A 17,901-nucleotide genomic window follows, 5' to 3' on the forward strand; every position below is an offset into this window, starting at 1 on the left:
TCGGTGCATGTCGCAAGAGCCTGACATCGCCGAGATCCCGGCCGCGGACCCGCCCCCCGCCACCCAGCCCGACGAGTCCGCGCCCCGCGCGGTGATCGTAGGCGCCGGGTTCGGAGGGCTCGCGGCGGCGATCCGGCTGGCGGCGAAGGGCTACCGGGTCGAGGTGCTCGACAAGCTCGACGCGCCGGGCGGGCGGGCCACCTCGATGGAGGTGGACGGCCACCGCTTCGACCTCGGCCCCACCATCGTCACCGCGCCTTCCCTGCTGCACGAGCTGTGGGCGCGGGCGGGGGCGAAATTCGAGGACGACTGCGAACTGGTCGCGCTCGATCCCTTCTACAGCATCCGCTTCGCCGACGGCTCGGTCTACCAGGCCCGGGCCGGCGCCGAGGACGCGCAGGCCGAGATCGAACGCCTGTTCCCCGACGACCTCGCCGGCTGGAAGCGCTTCCTCAAGGACAGCCGCGAGCGGTGCGAGTTCGGCTTCGACAAGCTCGGACGCCGGCCGATGAACCGGGTGAGCGAACTGCTCGCCGCCCTGCCGCGCTTCGCCGAACTGCGGGCCGACCGCTCGGTCCATGACCTGGTTTCACGCCACGTGCGCGACCCGCGCCTGCGCATGGCGCTCAGCTTCCATCCGCTGTTCATCGGCGGGGACCCGTTCAACGTCACCTCGATGTACGCGCTGGTCACCCATCTCGAGCGGGCGCAGGGCGTCCACTACACGATGGGCGGCGCCGGCGCGCTGGCCAAGGCGATGGCGGGGCTCGCCGAGCGCCAGGGCGTCCGCTTCCGCCACGGGGTCGAGGCGGAGCGGATCACGCTGAAGGACGGCCGCGCGACGGGGGTGATCGCGACGTCGGGCGAGGGGTTCGAGGCGGATCTCGTCGTCTCCAACGCCGATCCCGGCCACACCTACGGCAAGCTGCTGCGCCGGCGCGCGAAAGCGCGCTGGAGCGAGGGGCGCTTGCGCCGCGCGCGCTGGTCCATGGGCCTGTTCCTGTGGCATTTCGGGACCCGCGACAGCCGCGACCTGTGGCCCGAGATCGGCCACCACACGATCCTCAGCGCCCGCCGCTACGAGCATCTGGTGCGCGACATCTTCATCCAGGGGACCATCGCGCGGGAGATGAGCCTCTACCTGCATCGCCCCTCGGTCACCGATCCGTCCTGCGCGCCCGAGGGCGGCGACACGTTCTACGCCCTGTCGCCGGTGCCCAACCTGACCTTCGAGCCCGGCGCCGACTGGACCGAGTTCGCCGAGGAATACCGGCAGGCCGTGCAGGACCGGCTGGAGGCCGTGGCGCTGCCGGGCCTGGCCGAGCGGGTGACCGCCAGCCACGTGATGACCCCGCTCGACTTCCGCGACCGCTACAACGCCCCCCACGGCTCGGGCTTTTCGCTGGAGCCGCGGCTGCTGCAGAGCGCCTTCTTCCGCCCCCACTGCGTGTCGGAGGAGGCGCGGGGCCTCTACCTCGTCGGCGCGGGAACCCATCCGGGCGCCGGCATCCCCGGCGTGCTGGCGGGGGCCGAGGCGCTCGACTCCTGCCTGCCCGAGGCCGCCGAATGGCGCGGCTGACCGGCCCGGGGCCGCGGCGCGGCCCGTCCCGCTTCTCGCCGGATCCGGCCGACATGGCCGCCTGCCGGGCCGCGATCCGCACCGGCTCCCGTTCCTTCCACGCCGCCTCGAAGCTGCTGCCGGGCGCGGTGCGCGACCCGGCGCTGGCCCTCTACGCCTTCTGCCGGCAGGCGGACGACGCGGTGGACCTCGCGACCGGCGGGGCCGAGGACCGCGCGGCCTCGGTGGCGCGGCTGCGCCGGGGGCTGGCGCGGGTCTACGCCGGCGCGCCGGCGGATCATCCGACCGAACGCTGCTTCGCCGAGGTGGTGCGCGCCTTCGACCTGCCCCGCGCGCTGCCCGAGGCGCTGGTCGAGGGCCTCGCCTGGGACGCCGAGGGCCGGCGCTGCGCCGACCTGTCGGAGCTGCGCGCCTACGGTGCGCGGGTGGCGGGCTCGGTCGGGGCGATGATGACGGTGCTGATGGGCGTGCGCGACGCCGACGTGCTGGCACGCGCCTGCGACCTGGGCGTCGCCATGCAGCTGACCAACATCGCCCGCGACGTGGCCGAGGACGCCGCCGCCGGCCGTCTCTACCTGCCGCTCGATCTCCTGCGCGCCGAGGGCGTCGATCCCGAGCGCTTCCTCGCCCGTCCCGCCCCCTCGCCCGGCGTTCTGGCCGTGCGCGCGGCGCTGCTGCGCGAGGCCGAACGCCTCTACCGCCGGGCCGAGCCGGGCATCGCCGGCCTTCCGGGCGCCTGTCGTCCGGGGATCTGGGCGGCGCGGCTGATCTACGCCGAGATCGGCGCCCGGGTGGAGGCCGGCGGCGCGACCGGGTTCCACGTCCGCGCCGTCACCTCCCAGGGCCGCAAGGCGGCGCTGGCGTTCCAGGCGCTGCTGCGCGCCGGCGGCGACGTCGCCGCGCCCTGCGCCGCGGGCCTGCGCTATCCGCCGCTTCCCGAAACCGCCTTCCTGGTCGCCGCCGCGGCGCGCCCGCCCCTGGCGCGCGCGGACCGGACCGGGCGGCTCATCTCGATTCTCTCCGACCTCGAGGCGCGCGACCGCGCGATCCGCGGGGCCATTGCCGCTGCGGCAACATGGCCGCCGCGCGCGGTGGACGCCGGGTCGGAGCGAAATAGTTGAAACGCGTAAGGCTCCGCCTGCGGCGGGGTCCGAGCGAAACGGGAGGAAGAAAGACATGAAGACGTTCTTCGCGGTCACGATCCTTGCCTCGGTCGCCGCCACGGCGCCGGCGCTCGCCGCGGGCGACGCGGCCAAGGGGGAGAAGATCTTCCTGAAATGCCGCGCCTGCCACGAGATCGTCTCGCCGGACGGCGACGTGATCCAGCGCGGCGGCAAGGTCGGGCCCAACCTCTTCGGCGTGATCGGCCGCCAGGCCGGCTCCTACGAGGATTTCAAGGGCTACAGCACGTCGATGAAGGAGGCGGGCGAGAAGGGCCTGGTCTGGGACGAGGCGCATTTCACCTCCTACGTCCAGGACGCGACCGGGTTCCTGCGCGAGTACCTCGGCGACGACAAGGCCCGGGGGAAGATGACCTTCAAGCTGACCAGCGGGATGGAGGACATCTACGCCTACCTGGTCAGCGTCGACCCCAACGGCGCCGAGTAAGCGCCCGCCGCCGCGCCCGCCGACGCCGCCCGGCGTCGACGGGCCCGCGCGACCTTTCCTGCGTCCGCGAGAGCGGCCTTCCGGCGACTGCCGGCCGCGGCCCCGCACGGACGCCCGATCCCACGCCTATGCCATCGACCGAACGCCGCGGCCCGTCCGCGGGGGGGGGCGATTTCCGCGAGGTCCGGCGCATCCCGAGGCCGATGGGGCCTCCAGGGATCTCCCGGACCGGCGTGCTGGTCATTGAAGGAGGAGATGGTACCGACGCCCCGGCTCGAACGGGGGACCCCCAGATCCACAATCTGGTGCTCTAACCAACTGAGCTACGTCGGCACGCGGGGCGCTCGATAGCGCCGGATCGGCCGGGATGCAAGGGTCGGAACGAATGGGGCGGACGTGCGCGCCCTTGCGTCGCGCGTCCTGCGGCAGTAGCAGCCCTCCCAACCAACCGACGAGGACCGGCCCATGGGCATCGATTCCGAAAGCGACGTCGCCGCGAGCCTGCAGATCGGGCCGACCAGCGAAGGCATGGTGCGCATCTATGTCGAGGGCGAGGGATTCTCGCTTCCGCTGGACTTCGAGCCGGAGGAAGCCGAGGAGATCGCCGAGGAGCTGATGGGCGCCGCGGAGCGCGCCCGCGCCGCCTCGAAGCGCGGCGGCGGCTCCGGAGGCGGGCGGCCCAAGGCGGGCGGTCCGGCCAAGGGCCCGGGCGGCCGCAAGCCGGGCCGCGGCCCGGGCGGCGGGCGCGCCGACGGCGCCGGCCGCGGCCCGCGCCGCTGATTCGCACGCCGGAGACCGCCGTCTCCGGGCGCGCTTCAGATCTCCGACAACGCCGGCAGGCCCGGATCCAGCGCCATGCGCAGCCGGACCGAAGCGACGCGCGCGGCCCGCAGGGTCAGCGCCTTGCGCCGGGCGGGGGCCAGCGTGCGCGGCTCGGCCGGGTGGCGCAGAATCTCGGCCCCGAAGGCGTCGGCGCGGATCAGGCCCTGGTCGGGCGGCAGGACCTCGTCCGGGAAGGCCTCGTCCACCGCGAAGAAGAACCGGTCGCACCAGTCGAGATAGCCCGGCCATTTCCGGTCGGAGCGGAAGTCGGGCAGGCCCGACTTGCACTCGACGATCCACATCTCCCCCTTCGGTCCCGCCGCGAACACGTCGGCGCGCAGCCCGCGCGCCGGCACGAATTCCGCGATCGGCGCGAAGCCGAGGTCGATCAGCAGCCGGCAGACGCCGCGGGCGAGCAGCACGCCCGGCTGCGGGTCCGCGGCGAGCGGGGCGGATAGGTCGGCGGGGGGCTGGGTCATGGACGCTCCTTGTTCGCGCAATGTTCCAGATCCGTCGCCGATCCGTCAACGCCGGGCGCGAGTCGCCCCGCGACTCGATTGCAATGTGAACGCCGCCTTTCCGTCATGTTAACCTTCGGGGCGTCGGTTGCGATTCGCGGACCGATCCCCCTTGCGTCACACTTGAGGAGCCGCCCCTCATGCTCACCCGCGTTCTCGCGTCGCTCGCCCTTGCGGCCGGCCTCGCGCTGTCTCCCCTCGCCGCCCAGGCCACGATCGTGTTCGACTTCTACTGGTCGGGCGAAGTCGGGGTGAACGGCGCGACGGCCAGCGACGACCAGTCCCTGCTCGGGACCGGCTACATGGAGATCGACGCCGCCGCCGGCGAGACCTTCGACCAGACCGACGTCGTCGACATGCTGATCAGCTTCTCGGGCCTGTCGATCTCGTCCTTCTCGATCACCGAGGCGGATACGCTGGTGTTCGAGGGGGTGATCGCCGGGTCGGGCGCCACCGCGTCGCTGTTCGACTTCCCCGCGCCCTCGATGATTTCGGGCACGAACTTCTTCGGCTGCGCCGCCTCGGGCTGCGGCTCGACCACCTTCCAGGTGCTGGTCTCGAACGCCATCGGCGACGACTACTTCGTGGACTACGCGTCCTCGACCGCCGCGGCGGCCTCGATGACGCTGACCGCCGCGCCGGTGCCGGTTCCCGCCACGCTGCCGCTGGCGGCGGCGGGCCTCGCCGCGCTGGCCTTCGTCGCCCGCCGCCGGGCCGCCTGACGCCTCCCTCCCCGACGGGCTACGACCGCGCCCGGTCGCCGAAAGGCGGCCGGGCGTCGTCGTTTCCGGCCCTCGCGCGCGGGTTTCGCAGCGCGTGGGGCGGCGAGGCTCGATTTACCAGTTGATAAATTTTCGGACCTGCCACAGGCTGATTCCCGACCGGCCAGCCCACGCCCCAGCCAGACCCTCGGGAGATCGCCAGCCATGACGTCCGCGCGCCGCGCCCCCGGAATCGCCCCCGCCCGCCTGCCGGCGGCCGAGCTGGCGGCCAACTTCTCCGACCTGCATCCCCGCCTGACGGATCACGAGGCGCTGGTCGCCGCGGACCGCTGCTATTTCTGCCACGACGCGCCCTGCACCATCGCCTGCCCGACCGAGATCGACATCCCGATGTTCATCCGCCAGATCCAGGGCGGCCATCCCAAGTCGGCGGCGAAGACCATCTTCGACCAGAACATCCTGGGCGGCATGTGCGCCCGCGTCTGCCCGACCGAGACGCTGTGCGAGGAAGCCTGCGTGCGCATGACGGCCGAGGGCGACCCGGTCGAGATCGGCCGCCTGCAGCGCTACGCCACCGACGCCCTGATGGCCGAGAACGGGCATCCCTTCACGCGCGCCCCCGAGACCGGCAAGCGCGTCGCGGTGGTCGGCGCCGGTCCCGCGGGCCTCTCCTGCGCGCACCGCCTGGCGATGCATGGCCACGCCGTCACCGTCTTCGAGGCGCGGCCCAAGCCCGGCGGGCTGAACGAATACGGCATCGCCGCCTACAAGGCCGTGGACGGCTTCGCCCAGGCCGAGGTCGACTGGCTGCTGCGCATCGGCGGCATCGAGATCGTCGAGGGCAGGCTGGGCGCGGGGCTGGAGCTCGACGCGCTCGCCGCCGATTTCGACGCGGTGTTCCTGGGCGTCGGCCTCGCCGCCGTGAACGCCCTGCGCGCCGAGGGCGAGGATCTGCCCGGCGTGCGCGACGCCGTCGACTGGATCGCCGCCCTGCGCCAGGCGCCCGCCTACGACCACGTCGCGGTGGGCCGCAACGTGGTGGTGATCGGCGGCGGCATGACCGCCACCGACGCCGCCATCCAGTCCGCCAAGCTGGGCGCCGAGCAGGTGACCCTCGTCTACCGCCGCGACCGCGCCGCCATGGCGGCCTCGGATTTCGAGGTCGAGCTCGCCGCCGCCGCCGGCGCCCGGGTGATTTGCAACGCCCGGCCCGTGCGCGTGACCGGCGAAGGCGAGGCCGAGGCCATCGAGTTCGAGTACACCGAGACCGGCCCCGACGGCCTGGCCGGCACGGGAGAGACCTTCACGCTCCCCGCCGACCAGGTGATGAAGGCCATCGGCCAGACCCTCGTCGCGCCTTCGGGCTTGGAGATCGAGGGCGGCAAGATCAAGGTGGACGCCGAGGGCCGCAGCTCCCGACCCGGCGTCTGGGCGGGGGGCGACTGCGCCTCGGGCGGGGAGGATCTGACCGTGACCGCCGTCGCCCAGGGCCGCGACGCGGCCGAGAGCATCCATCGGGCTTTGATGACGTGAGCGAGTTGTCCAAAGCCGAGCAGGGGGCGCTCGCCGCCATTCCCGGATTGACCGATCCGGAGCGTCTCAGGACGCTGATGACCAATGCCAAGTCGTATGGCTCGGCCGCGGTTGAACGGGCCGCCTTCTCACGCTTGTGCGAGATTCAGCCCAGCGCCGAGCCCGGCACGCTCGAGCACGATGTCTGGAGGTCGGTCTTCGCGCTCGAAGAGATGCTTCGGGAGGAACGCGGGAAAACGACCCTGCTCTCCCGCACCCGCCAGAAGATCGCGAAGGACGGCGAGGCGAAGACCTGCGCCGACCTGACGCTGAAGCCGCAGCCGAGCGCCGGCTTCGACATGCTCGTCGAGCGCGGACTCCCGGAGCTGCTCTTCGAGTCGGTGGTGCTGCGGAACGCCGATCGCTTTCCGTCCGAGGTGATCGAAGCGGCTCAAGAGCGACTTCGCGGCATTCAGGCGCCCCAGCAAGGTTGAGGAGCAAGACCATGGCCGATCTGCGCAACGACTTCGTGGGCATCAAGTCGCCGAACCCGTTCTGGCTGGCCTCGGCCCCCCCGACGGACAAGGAATACAACGTCCGCCGCGCCTTCGAGGCCGGCTGGGGCGGGGTGGTGTGGAAGACGCTGGGCCTCGACCCCCACGTGGTGAACGTGAACGGCCCCCGCTACGGCGTCGTCTACGGCGCCGACCGCCGGGTGCTGGGGATCAACAACATCGAGCTGATCACCGACCGCCCCCTGCAGGTGAACCTCGACGAGATCAAGGCGGTGAAGCGCGACTACCCCGACCGGGCCGTCGTCGTCTCCCTGATGGTCCCCTGCGAGGAATCCGCCTGGAAGGAGATCCTGCCGCTGGTCGAGGCGACCGGCGCCGACGGGATCGAGCTCAACTGCGGCTGCCCGCACGGCATGTCCGAACGCGGCATGGGCTCGGCCGTCGGCCAGGCCCCGGACCTGATCGAGCAGATCACCCGCTGGTGCAAGCAGACCACCCGCATGCCGGTGATCGTGAAGCTGACGCCCAACATCACCGACATCCGCTACCCCGCCCGCGCGGCGGTGAAGGGGGGCGCGGACGCGGTCAGCCTGATCAACACGGTCAGCTCGATCACCTCGGTGAACCTCGACACGTTCTCGCCCGAGCCCTCGATCGACGGCAAGGGCTCCCACGGGGGCTACTGCGGGCCGGCGGTGAAGCCCATCGCGCTGAACATGGTGGCCGAGATCGCCCGCGACCCCGAGTGCGCCGGCATCCCGATCTCGGCCATCGGCGGCGTGACCACCTGGCGCGACGCGGCCGAGTTCATCGCGCTGGGCGCGGGCAACGTGCAGGTCTGCACCGCGGCGATGACCTACGGCTTCCGGGTGGTGACCGAGATGGCCACCGGCCTCGAGCGCTGGATGTCCGAGGCCGGCCACCCCTCGACCTCCGCCTTCCAGGGCCGGGCGGTGCCGAACGTGACGGACTGGCAGTACCTGAACCTGAACTACGTGACCAAGGCGCGGATCGACCAGGACGCCTGCATCAAGTGCGGCCGCTGCTACGCCGCCTGCGAGGACACCTCCCACCAGGCGATCGCGATGAAGGAGGGCCGGGTCTTCGAGGTGAAGGACGACGAGTGCGTCGCCTGCAACCTGTGCGTCGACGTCTGCCCGGTGGAGAACTGCATCACCATGGAGCGCCTCGCGCCCGGGACGGTGGATCCCCGGACGGGCAAGGTGGTCGAGGACGGGTATGCGAACTGGACGACGCACCCGAACAATCCGGCGCGGGTGGCGGCGGAGTGAGGGACGCTTTCCCAACCATTGTAAACTCTTAGTGGACAACGCTGCGAAAGGTCGGCAATACATTTTCAACCTTTGAGATTGAGAACATCATGCCAATCCCTGATTTTGAGCCACATGGAGCCCTACCCATCTTTCGAGGGTCGGACGCGGTCAACCCGGCCTCAAGATCGCCGTATCAAGCTTCGATGTTCGAGATCGTGGAAAAGTTCTGCACATCAAAGGAGCGCGCCAAGCTTCTGCATGGCCTCAATGGCTATCGCAAACACCTGTTCGAAGGCGGTTTCGTTGCAGGGACCCAATGGCTTGACGGAAGCTTCATCGAAGACGTTGAGCGAACTCGCGGGCGTCCGCCTAGAGATATCGACGTAGTCACCTTGTTTGAGCGACCGACGCGCTACCAAGGCAACGACCATCAATGGAGCGCCGACTTTAGGCAGTTTATCCATCGCGACTTCTTTAGCTCAAGAAATATGAAGCCGCGCTTCAATTGCGATACATACGCGATTGACCTGACCCTCCCACCATCTCACGTCGTCAAGAACACAACATATTGGTTTGGGCTGTTCTCCGACATGAGAACTTCTCATTTCAAGAAGGGCATCGTCGAAATTGCGCTAGCAGATCAGCCGTCCGAGTTTAGAATGATCGAGGGCGAGATCAGGAGATGCTTCGATGTCTGATCTGTCAGAGCTCCAATATCTGCGCCGACAGAAAGGGGAGCTAGAGGGCTTGATTGCAGCTTCCAAAGACACTGGAGATGTTGTGTCAGAGCTCAGCCTATCTGAGCGGCTAGATGATGTTGTAGCCGAACTGACACGGCTTGAAGCGTCAGACGCGAACGTAGGCGAGATTGCGATCTTGTTCGATGGAGCCCCCGTTACTCGTGAGCGGGCAATCGATGCAAGATTTGCAGCTGAAGCACTAGGCAATTTTCAAGGGCTAGTCACGAGGCTGTTCGCGGCGGGAGGCGAAAAAGAACTCGCCACTCGAGGTGCCATTCGTGGCGCTAGCCTAGTGGACCTCAACATTGTTGGCGTTGCGACTGGCTCATTTGGGTTTATCTTAGAAGAGAAGAGCGCAAGGCAGTCGAGTGCTTTTAGAACGCCCGTGCGAGAGGCAATGCAGGAGGCGATTGAACTATTTGAAGAGTTTTCCCAAGAAAGTGAGGATGATTTCCTCATCGAAATCAACGATATCAATCCGCGTGTCTTTAGATCGGTCGCGAGATTTTTCTCGCACCTCCGAAAGAGCGATGCATTCGTGAAGGCCGAGCTGCCCGACAGACAGCTAATTATAGATCAGTACGGAATTGAGCGCGCATACAGGCGAATTTCCAGCTCTAGAGTTCAGATCGACAAGGCCGTCTGGATTGGATCCCTTGTTGGTCTCTCTCCAATCAAAAGAACCTTCGATTTTCGGCAGGACGGATCGAGGGAGATTCTCTCGGGTCGTTTTGGGCATCAAGTAAGTCAAGATTACCTAGAGAAGATCGAGTCCGATGACGGGGTTGTCTTGGGAAGTCGCTTTCGCGCGGATGTTGAAATCGGCACGATGCGAAAGCCGGATGGAACAATAAGTAAATCTTACACTGCGATAGGCCTTGAAGAACTCCGCGATTGAGTTTTTGGGTAGGCTTGTTGCAGGCGTCTATCACACGCCCACCCCTTGCCACCGCCCCGCCCCGCCCCCCATACCCCTCCGGCCCACCACCCGGAGCCCCCATGCCCGCCACCGCCCGTGACCGCAGCCTCGGCCACCTGGCCATGCTGCTTTTCGCCCTCGTCATCTCCGTCAGCTTCTCGCTGGGCGGGCGGGCCGCGTCCCTCATCGCGCCCGAGGCGCTGAACGCCGCGCGGTTCGCGCTGGGCTCGGGCGTGCTCGCGGGGGCGGCGATGCTGGGGCCGGGGCTGCGGCGGGCGCAGCTCGCGGCGCCCTGGCGCTATCCGCTGCTGGGGGGGCTGCTGGCGGTCTACTTCATCCTGATGTTCGTGGCGCTCCGGATCACCGATCCCGTCTCCACCGGCGCGGTCTTCACCCTGACCCCGATCCTCTCGGCGATCTTCGGATGGCTGCTCCTGCGCCAGGCCGCGCCGCCGCGCATGGCCGCGGCGCTGGCGCTGGGGGGGATGGGCGCCGTGTGGGTGATCTTCGACGCCGACCTCGAGCGCCTGCTCGCCTTCCGCGTCGAGCGGGGGGAGGCGATCTTCTTCGTCGGCGTCGCGGCCCACGCGCTCTACACCCCCCTGGTGCGCCGGCTGAACCGGGGGGAGCCGGCGCTCGCCTTCTCGTTCTGGACGATGCTGGCGGCCTGCGGGATCATCTGGGTCGTGGCGCTCTCGACCGGGGCGGTGGTCGCCACCGACTGGGGGGCGCTGCCGCCGATCGTGTGGGCGGCCATCGTCTACCTGGCGCTGGGGGCGACGGCGCTGACCTTCTTTCTGCTCCAGTTCGCCGCCATGCGCCTGCCCGCGGGCAAGGTGATGGCCTACGGCTACCTGGTCCCCTCGTTCATCGTGCTGTGGGAGGGGATCTTCGGCGGAACCTGGCCCCACCTGCCGATCCTGGCGGGCATCGCCGCGACCATCGTCGCGATGCTGCTGCTGCTGCGCGAGTGACGGCGGACGGGACGGGGGCGGCGCATCGACATGCGCCGCCCCCGCCCGCTCAGCCCGGCTGATCGAGCGTGTACTTCTCGCGCAGCTTCTGGAGCCCCTCCTGGACGCCGTACTGGGTCTGGAGGCGGGCGAGCTCGGCGTCGCGGCGGCGGAACTCGGCGATCAGGTCCTCGGCCACGTCGCCGTCGCCCATCCGGTGCAGGCCGCGGCGGGCGAGCTCGACCGCGCTCTCGAAGGTCTCGCGCACCACCTCGTGGGCGCCGGCCTCGCGCAGCTCGACCTCCGAGAAACGGTCGTAGGTGTCGGCGAGGATGAAGGCCTCGGGGAAGGCGGCGCGGATCTTCTCGACCGCCGCCTTGGCGCCGTCGCGGTCGTCGATGCACAGGAAGATCATGTCGGCCTGCGCCGCCCCCGCCATCTTCAGCACGTCCAGCCGCCGCGCGTCGCCGTAGTAGACCGTCGCCCCCATCGAGGCGCCCATGCGGATCAGCCGGGTGGAGTTGTCGATGACCGTCACGTCGTAGCCGCGCATCCGCATCACGCGCGCCACCACCTGGCCCACGCGCCCGAAGCCCGCGACGAGGATCGAGGTGTTCTCCGCCTCCTCCAGCGCGCGGCCGTCGGCCTCGCCGTCGTCCTCCCTGGGACGCTGGCGGTCGGCGAGCTTGATGGCGAAGGGGGTCAGGACCATCGAGAGGGTGACGATGGCCGAGAGGATCGAGCCCTCCTCCCGCCCGATCAGCAGGTTGGAGGTGGCGGCCGAGAACATCACGAAGGCGAACTCGCCGCCCTGGCCGAGGGTCGCGGCGATGCGCACGGCGTCGAATTGGTCCGAGCGCGCGATGCGGGCGAGGGTGTAGAGCGCCAGTCCCTTGATCGCGAAGAGGCCGAAGGCGCCGCCCAGCACCACCCACCAGGCGCCGGCCACCAGGCTCCAGTCCACGGACATGCCGAAGCCCATGAAGAACAGGCCCAGCAGCAGGCCGCGGAACGGCTCGATGTCGGTCTCGAGCTGGTGGCGGAACTCGGTGTCGGCCATCAGCACGCCGGCGATGAAGGCGCCCATGGCCATCGAGAGGCCGACCGCGTGCATCGCCAGCGCCGAGCCGATGACCACCAGCAGGGCGGCGGCGGTGAACACCTCGTCGGCCTTGGAGCGGGCGATGACGGTCAGCAGCGGGCCCATGCCGTAGCGCACCACCACGATCAGCGCGGCCACCGCGCCCAGCGCCAGCAGCGCGTTCTGCGGGTCGAGCGCGTCGCCGCGGGCGAAGGGCGCGAGGATCGCGATCATCGCCAGCAGGGGCACGATCGCCAGGTCCTGGAACAGCAGGATCGAGAAGGAGCGGTCGCCGTAAGGCCGGGTCAGGTCGCCCCGTTCGCGCAGCAGCTGCACGGCGAAGGCGGTGGAACTGAGCGCCAGCGCGCCGCCCAGCACCAGCGCGCCGCGCCAGCCGAAGCCCACCATGCGCAGCAGCGGGAACAGCAGCGCCCCGGTCAGCACCACCTGCGCCAGGCCCAGGCCGAAGATCTCGTACCGCATCCGCCACAGGCGGCCCAGCCGAAGCTCGAGCCCGATGACGAACAGCAGCAGCACAACGCCGAACTCGGCGAAGCCCACCACGGTCTGCACGTCGGAGACGAGCGCCAGCCCGTAGGGGCCGATCAGCGCCCCCGCGGCGAGGTAGCCGATGACCGAGCCCAGCCCGGCGCGCTTGAAGATCGGCACAGCCAGCACGGCGGCGCCCAGGAAAACGGTGGCGGTTTCGAGAAAGGCAGGATCCGCCTCGGTGGCCATGAACTTGAACTTTCCGTCTGAAGCGGGTCTGGTCTGCCCGAGCATAGCGGCTGAAGCGTGGCGTACAACGGCCCCGCCTGCGACGCAGGGGGCCGCCGCTTCGGGGCGGGCCTCCCGCGCCGGGAGGCGGGCGGCCCCGGGGCGGGCGCGGCGCGGGCCGCGGAAGGGGATCGGCATGTCGGGGAAATCGCCCAACGCCGCGGGCGGCTGGCGCGGCCGGGCCTCGGGGCCGGCGGGCGCGGTCGCGCTGGCGGTGCTGTGGGTCGCGGCCCTGCTGCTCTCGCAGGCCGGGCGGCTGGCGGATCCGACGGCGGAGCTCGACTTCGCCTCCCTGCATCTCGCCGCGCGCTTCGTGGCGCTGGGGCGGCCGGAGATGATCTACGCCTTCCCCGCCGCCGAGATGTACCTCGGCCCGCCCGAGGCCTGGGCCGCGCTGGCCGCGGCCGAGGGGCTCGATCCCGGACTGAGCATCTTTCCCTACGTCTATCCGCCGCTGTGGGCGAATCTGTGCGCGCCGCTGGCGACCGCGCTGGGGCTGCCGGGGTTCATGCTGCTGGGCGCGGTCGTGAACCTCGCGGCGCTGGCGGCGGGGGCGCTGCTGTCGATCTCGCTGTTCCGCCCGGCGGCCCCGCCGGCCGCGGTCGCGGCGGTCGCGCTGCTGGGCCTGACCCTGCTGGCGCCCCTGACGACCTCGCTGATGCACAACCAGCCGCAGATGCTCGTGGCGGGGCTGACGGTGCTGGCGATCGAGCGCGCGGCCCGCGGGCGGGGGCGCGGCGCGGCGCTGCTGGCGGGCGGGGCGCTGGCGCTGGCGGCCTCGATCAAGCTCGCGCCCGCGGCGGTGGGGCTCTGGTGGATCGCGCGGCGGCGCTGGGGCGCGCTCGGCGCCGCCGCCGGGGTCGGCGCGGCGCTGTTCGCGCTGAACCTCGCGCTGGGCGGGCTGGCGCAGACCCAGGCGTGGCTGGAGATGTTGGGCCAGATGTCGCGCAACGTCTTCGTCAGCACCGGCAACGGCGGGCTGGAGATCGTGCTGCACCTGCTGAGCGGTCCCGCCGCGCCGCCGGTGCAGCCGCGGCCGGGCTGGATCCAGGCGGCGACGCTGGGGGCGCTGGCGGCGATGCTGGCCATGACCGTCGCGCTGTGCCGCCCCGCCGGGCCTGCGGACGCCGACGCCTCCGCCCGCGTCGAGGGCGCCGGCGCGCTGGCGGTCCTGCTGGCCGCGACGATCTGCGGGCCGGTGATGTGGCAATCCTACCTGCTCGCGCCCCTCCTGTGCCTGCCCGCCCTGGCCTGGTCGCTGCGGAGGGCGCCGGGCGGACGGGCCGTGGCGGCGCTGACCGTCGCCGCGCTCGTCCTGCATGCCGAGGCGCTGCTGACGGCCCTTCCGGCGCTGGCCGGCCCGCTGGGCGTGATCGTCTGCGCCTTCCTCGCGGCGCTGGTCACGCTGGGGGCGCTGTGGGCGGGAATGCGCGCGGCGCGGGCCTCGGGCGCGGCAAAGCTTCCCGATCCGTCCGGACTCGCCTTGCGTCCTTCGCGCGCTCCGCTATAACCCGCGCGGTCCCAGCCGACCTGACCGTTTGACGCCGAAACCTGCGCACCTCCGCGCGGGATGCCGGCGAACGAGCCCGAGGAACGCCACATGCCCCGCCGCGACGACATCTCCTCGATCCTCATCATCGGCGCGGGGCCCATCGTGATCGGGCAGGCGTGCGAGTTCGACTACTCCGGCGCCCAGGCCTGCAAGGCCCTGCGGGAAGAGGGTTACCGGGTGATCCTGGTGAACTCGAACCCGGCCACGATCATGACGGACCCGGAGATGGCGGACGCCACCTACATCGAGCCGATCACGACCGAGGTCCTGACCCGCATCATCGCCGAGGAGCGCCCCGACGCGCTGCTGCCCACGATGGGCGGCCAGACCGCGCTGAACGCCGCGCTGGCGCTCGACGACGCAGGCGTGCTCGCCGAATACAACGTCGAGCTGATCGGCGCGAAGCGCGCCGCCATCGAGATGGCCGAGGACCGCAAGCTGTTCCGCGAGGCGATGGACCGCATCGGCCTCGAGAACCCGGCCGCCACCATCGCCTCCTCGATGGAGGAGTGCATGGAGGCGCTGCCGCAGATCGGCCTGCCCGCCATCATCCGCCCCGCCTTCACCCTGGGCGGCACCGGCGGCGGCGTCGCCTACAACCGCGAGGACTACGAGCGGATCTGCAAGTCCGGCCTCGACGCCTCCCCCGTCTCCCAGATCCTGATCGACGAGTCGCTGCTCGGCTGGAAGGAGTTCGAGATGGAGGTGGTCCGCGACAAGGCGGACAACTGCATCATCATCTGCTCGATCGAGAACGTGGACCCGATGGGCGTCCACACCGGCGACTCGATCACCGTGGCCCCGGCGCTGACCCTGACCGACAAGGAATACCAGCGGATGCGCAACGCCTCGCTGGCGGTCCTGCGCGAGATCGGGGTGGAGACCGGCGGCTCCAACGTCCAGTTCGCCCTGCAGCCCGAGACGGGCCGCATGGTGGTGATCGAGATGAACCCGCGCGTCTCGCGTTCCTCCGCCCTGGCCTCCAAGGCCACCGGCTTCCCGATCGCCAAGATCGCGGCGAAGCTGGCGGTGGGCTACACGCTGGACGAGCTCGACAACGACATCACCAAGGTGACACCCGCGAGCTTCGAGCCGACCATCGACTATGTCGTGACGAAGATCCCGCGCTTCGCCTTCGAGAAGTTCCCCGGCTCGACCCCCGACCTGACCACCGCGATGAAGTCGGTGGGCGAGGTCATGGCCATCGGCCGCAGCTTCGGCGAATCCGTGCAGAAGGCGCTCGCCTCGATGGAGACCGGCCTGACCGGCTTCGACGAGATCGAGATCCCCGGCGTCGACGACAAGACCGCCGAGCCGGACCGCAAGCGCGCCGTGATCGCCGCGCTGTCGAAGGCCACGCCGGACCGGATCCGCGTCATCGCCCAGGCGATGCGCGAGGGCCTGTCGCTGGACGACATCGCCGCCGCCACCGCCTACGACATGTGGTTCCTGGAGCGGATCGCCGAGATCATCGAGACCGAGGCGAAGCTGATCGCCGAGGGCCTGCCCCGCGATCCCGCCGGCCTGCGCGCGCTGAAGATGATGGGCTTCTCCGACGCCCGCCTCGGCAAGCTCGCCAACATGTCCGAGGACGCGGTGCGCCGCATCCGGCACGCCATGTCGATCCGGCCCGTGTTCAAGCGCATCGACACCTGCGCCGCCGAGTTCGAGGCGCAGACCCCCTACATGTATTCGACCTACGAAGCCGACGCGATGGGCTGGGTCGAGTGCGAATCCCGCCCCACCGACCGCAAGAAGGTCGTGATCCTGGGCGGCGGTCCGAACCGGATCGGGCAGGGGATCGAGTTCGACTACTGCTGCTGCCACGCCTGCTTCGCGCTGACCGACGCGGGCTACGAGACCATCATGGTCAACTGCAACCCGGAGACGGTCTCGACCGACTACGACACCTCCGACCGGCTCTACTTCGAGCCGCTGACCGAGGAGTCGGTGCTCGAGATCCTGTTCAAGGAGCAGGAGGCCGGCACGCTTCACGGCGTGATCGTGCAGTTCGGCGGCCAGACGCCGCTGAAGCTGGCCCGCGCGCTCGAGGCCAACGACATCCCGATCCTGGGCACCACGCCCGACGCGATCGACCTGGCCGAGGACCGCGAGCGCTTCCAGAAGCTGCTCAACAAGCTGGGCCTGAAGCAGCCCCGCAACGGCATCGCCACCACCGGCGAAAGCGCCCTGCGCATCGCCAACGAGGTCGGCTACCCGGTCGTCATCCGCCCCTCCTACGTGCTGGGGGGGCGCGCGATGGAGATCGTGCGCGACGACGAGGGCCTGAACCGCTACATCCGCGAGGCGGTGGTGGTCTCGGGCTCCTCGCCCGTCCTGATCGACAGCTACCTGTCGGGCGCGGTCGAGGTGGACGTCGACGCGCTGTGCGACGGCGAGACGGTGCATGTCGCCGGCGTGATGGAGCATATCGAGGAAGCGGGCGTCCATTCCGGCGACTCCGCCTGCTCGCTGCCGCCCTACACGCTGTCGCGCGAGATGATCGACGAGCTGAAGGCGCAGACCAGGGCGCTGGCGCTGGGGCTGAACGTGGTCGGCTTGATGAACGTCCAGTTCGCGATCAAGGACGGCGAGATCTACGTGCTCGAGGTCAACCCGCGCGCCTCGCGCACGGTGCCGTTCGTCGCCAAGGCCGTCGGCTCGCCCATCGCGGCCATCGCCGCGCGGGTCATGGCGGGCGAGAAGCTGCCGACCTTCGACCTGAAGTCCCCCGACATCCCGCGCTTCGCGGTGAAGGAGGCGGTGCTGCCCTTCGCCCGCTTCCCCGGCGTCGACACGCTGCTGGGGCCGGAGATGCGCTCGACCGGCGAGGTCATGGGCCTCGACGTCAGCTTCGACCGGGCCTTCCTGAAGTCCCAGATCGGCGCGGGCACCCTGCTGCCCGACGGCGGCCGGGTCTTCGTCTCGGTCCGCGACGCCGACAAGCAGGCGATCCTGGAGCCGGCGCAGACGCTCGCGGAGCTGGGCTTCCAGCTTCTCGCCACCGGCGGCACCGCGGCTTTCCTGCGGGAGAACGGGGTCGCGGTGGAGACGGTGAAGAAGGTCTACGAGGGCCGTCCCAACATCGTCGACGCGCTGAAGGACGGGCAGGTCGCGCTGGTGATCAACACCACCGAGGGCAGCCAGTCGGTCTCCGACAGCCGCGAGATCCGCTCGGTCTCGCTCTACGGCAAGATCCCCTACTACACCACGGCCGCCGGGGCCCGGGCCGCCGCCCGCGCCATCCGCAACCGTCGGTCCGGGGCGCTCGACGTCGCTCCGCTGCAGCGCTACGCTTCCTGACGCGGGGGCCCGGACACGGGCCCTCG

The 17,901-nt window shown here is 70.2% G+C and carries 15 protein-coding genes and 1 tRNA gene; 13 read left to right on the forward strand and 3 right to left on the reverse strand.

The window, feature by feature from the left end; translation table 11 throughout:
- Positions 1-7 precede the first annotated feature (7 nt).
- From crtI to P2H44_RS03070, 3 genes are read left to right on the forward strand one after another with little or no spacing between them, the layout of a single operon-like run.
- The gene (crtI, locus tag P2H44_RS03060) at positions 8-1,579 is read left to right on the forward strand and encodes a phytoene desaturase family protein (RefSeq protein WP_275761942.1); all 1,572 of its coding nucleotides are present in this window, start codon (positions 8-10) and stop codon (positions 1,577-1,579) included.
- Positions 1,567-2,700 (forward strand): phytoene/squalene synthase family protein, encoded by a 1,134-nt coding sequence (locus P2H44_RS03065; RefSeq protein ID WP_275761943.1) that lies wholly within the window; start codon positions 1,567-1,569, stop codon positions 2,698-2,700. The genes crtI and P2H44_RS03065 overlap by 13 nt, the downstream gene beginning before the upstream one ends.
- Before the next feature lie 55 nt (positions 2,701-2,755).
- On the forward strand, positions 2,756-3,187 hold the full coding sequence (locus P2H44_RS03070) for a c-type cytochrome (protein WP_275761944.1): 432 nt from the start codon (positions 2,756-2,758) through the stop codon (positions 3,185-3,187).
- A gap of 256 nt (positions 3,188-3,443) precedes the next feature.
- Here the strand turns inward: P2H44_RS03070 and P2H44_RS03075 are convergent.
- Positions 3,444-3,520: transfer RNA gene (locus tag P2H44_RS03075), tRNA-His, on the reverse strand.
- Between the two features lie 132 nt (positions 3,521-3,652).
- On the opposite strand from P2H44_RS03075, the gene P2H44_RS25540 reads away from it, so the two are divergent.
- Positions 3,653-3,967, forward strand: a complete 315-nt coding sequence (locus P2H44_RS25540) for a DUF6324 family protein (protein ID WP_275761945.1) — start codon at positions 3,653-3,655, stop codon at positions 3,965-3,967.
- A gap of 35 nt (positions 3,968-4,002) precedes the next feature.
- On the opposite strand, the gene P2H44_RS03085 is transcribed toward P2H44_RS25540, so the two are convergent.
- The gene (locus tag P2H44_RS03085; protein WP_275761946.1) at positions 4,003-4,488 is read right to left on the reverse strand and encodes an MmcB family DNA repair protein; all 486 of its coding nucleotides are present in this window, start codon (positions 4,486-4,488) and stop codon (positions 4,003-4,005) included.
- A 179-nt stretch (positions 4,489-4,667) separates the two neighbouring features.
- On the opposite strand from P2H44_RS03085, the gene P2H44_RS03090 reads away from it, so the two are divergent.
- From P2H44_RS03090 to P2H44_RS03120, 7 genes are all read left to right on the forward strand, one after another.
- Complete coding sequence (locus tag P2H44_RS03090) at positions 4,668-5,249, forward strand: PEP-CTERM sorting domain-containing protein (RefSeq protein ID WP_275761947.1); 582 nt, start codon at positions 4,668-4,670, stop codon at positions 5,247-5,249.
- A 204-nt stretch (positions 5,250-5,453) separates the two neighbouring features.
- Positions 5,454-6,782 carry an NAD(P)-dependent oxidoreductase gene (locus P2H44_RS03095; RefSeq protein ID WP_275761948.1) on the forward strand — a complete coding sequence of 443 codons (1,329 nt, stop codon included), beginning with the start codon at positions 5,454-5,456 and terminating at the stop codon, positions 6,780-6,782.
- Entirely contained in the window at positions 6,779-7,255 is a 477-nt protein-coding gene (locus P2H44_RS03100; protein WP_275761949.1) for a hypothetical protein, read from the forward strand. The genes P2H44_RS03095 and P2H44_RS03100 overlap by 4 nt, the downstream gene beginning before the upstream one ends.
- 11 nt (positions 7,256-7,266) lie before the next feature.
- Complete coding sequence (gene preA / locus P2H44_RS03105; RefSeq protein ID WP_275761950.1) at positions 7,267-8,568, forward strand: NAD-dependent dihydropyrimidine dehydrogenase subunit PreA; 1,302 nt, start codon at positions 7,267-7,269, stop codon at positions 8,566-8,568.
- A gap of 89 nt (positions 8,569-8,657) precedes the next feature.
- The gene (locus tag P2H44_RS03110) at positions 8,658-9,248 is read left to right on the forward strand and encodes a DUF6932 family protein (protein ID WP_462976251.1); all 591 of its coding nucleotides are present in this window, start codon (positions 8,658-8,660) and stop codon (positions 9,246-9,248) included.
- Complete coding sequence (locus P2H44_RS03115) at positions 9,241-10,188, forward strand: BTB/POZ domain-containing protein (protein WP_275761952.1); 948 nt, start codon at positions 9,241-9,243, stop codon at positions 10,186-10,188. The genes P2H44_RS03110 and P2H44_RS03115 overlap by 8 nt, the downstream gene beginning before the upstream one ends.
- A 101-nt stretch (positions 10,189-10,289) precedes the next feature.
- Entirely contained in the window at positions 10,290-11,183 is an 894-nt protein-coding gene (locus tag P2H44_RS03120; RefSeq protein ID WP_275761953.1) for a DMT family transporter, read from the forward strand.
- A 49-nt stretch (positions 11,184-11,232) separates the two neighbouring features.
- On the opposite strand, the gene P2H44_RS03125 is transcribed toward P2H44_RS03120, so the two are convergent.
- Positions 11,233-12,981 carry a monovalent cation:proton antiporter-2 (CPA2) family protein gene (locus P2H44_RS03125; protein WP_275761954.1) on the reverse strand — a complete coding sequence of 583 codons (1,749 nt, stop codon included), beginning with the start codon at positions 12,979-12,981 and terminating at the stop codon, positions 11,233-11,235.
- Positions 12,982-13,156: 175 nt separating this feature from the next.
- On the opposite strand from P2H44_RS03125, the gene P2H44_RS03130 reads away from it, so the two are divergent.
- A complete protein-coding gene (locus P2H44_RS03130; RefSeq protein WP_275761955.1) occupies positions 13,157-14,530 on the forward strand; it encodes a glycosyltransferase 87 family protein in 1,374 nt (457 codons plus the stop codon).
- Between the two features lie 90 nt (positions 14,531-14,620).
- Complete coding sequence (gene carB, locus P2H44_RS03135) at positions 14,621-17,875, forward strand: carbamoyl-phosphate synthase large subunit (RefSeq protein ID WP_275761956.1); 3,255 nt, start codon at positions 14,621-14,623, stop codon at positions 17,873-17,875.
- Positions 17,876-17,901 lie beyond the last annotated feature (26 nt).

It is taken from the genome of Albimonas marina, from assembly GCF_029223255.1.
Lineage (GTDB): Bacteria > Pseudomonadota > Alphaproteobacteria > Rhodobacterales > Rhodobacteraceae > Albimonas.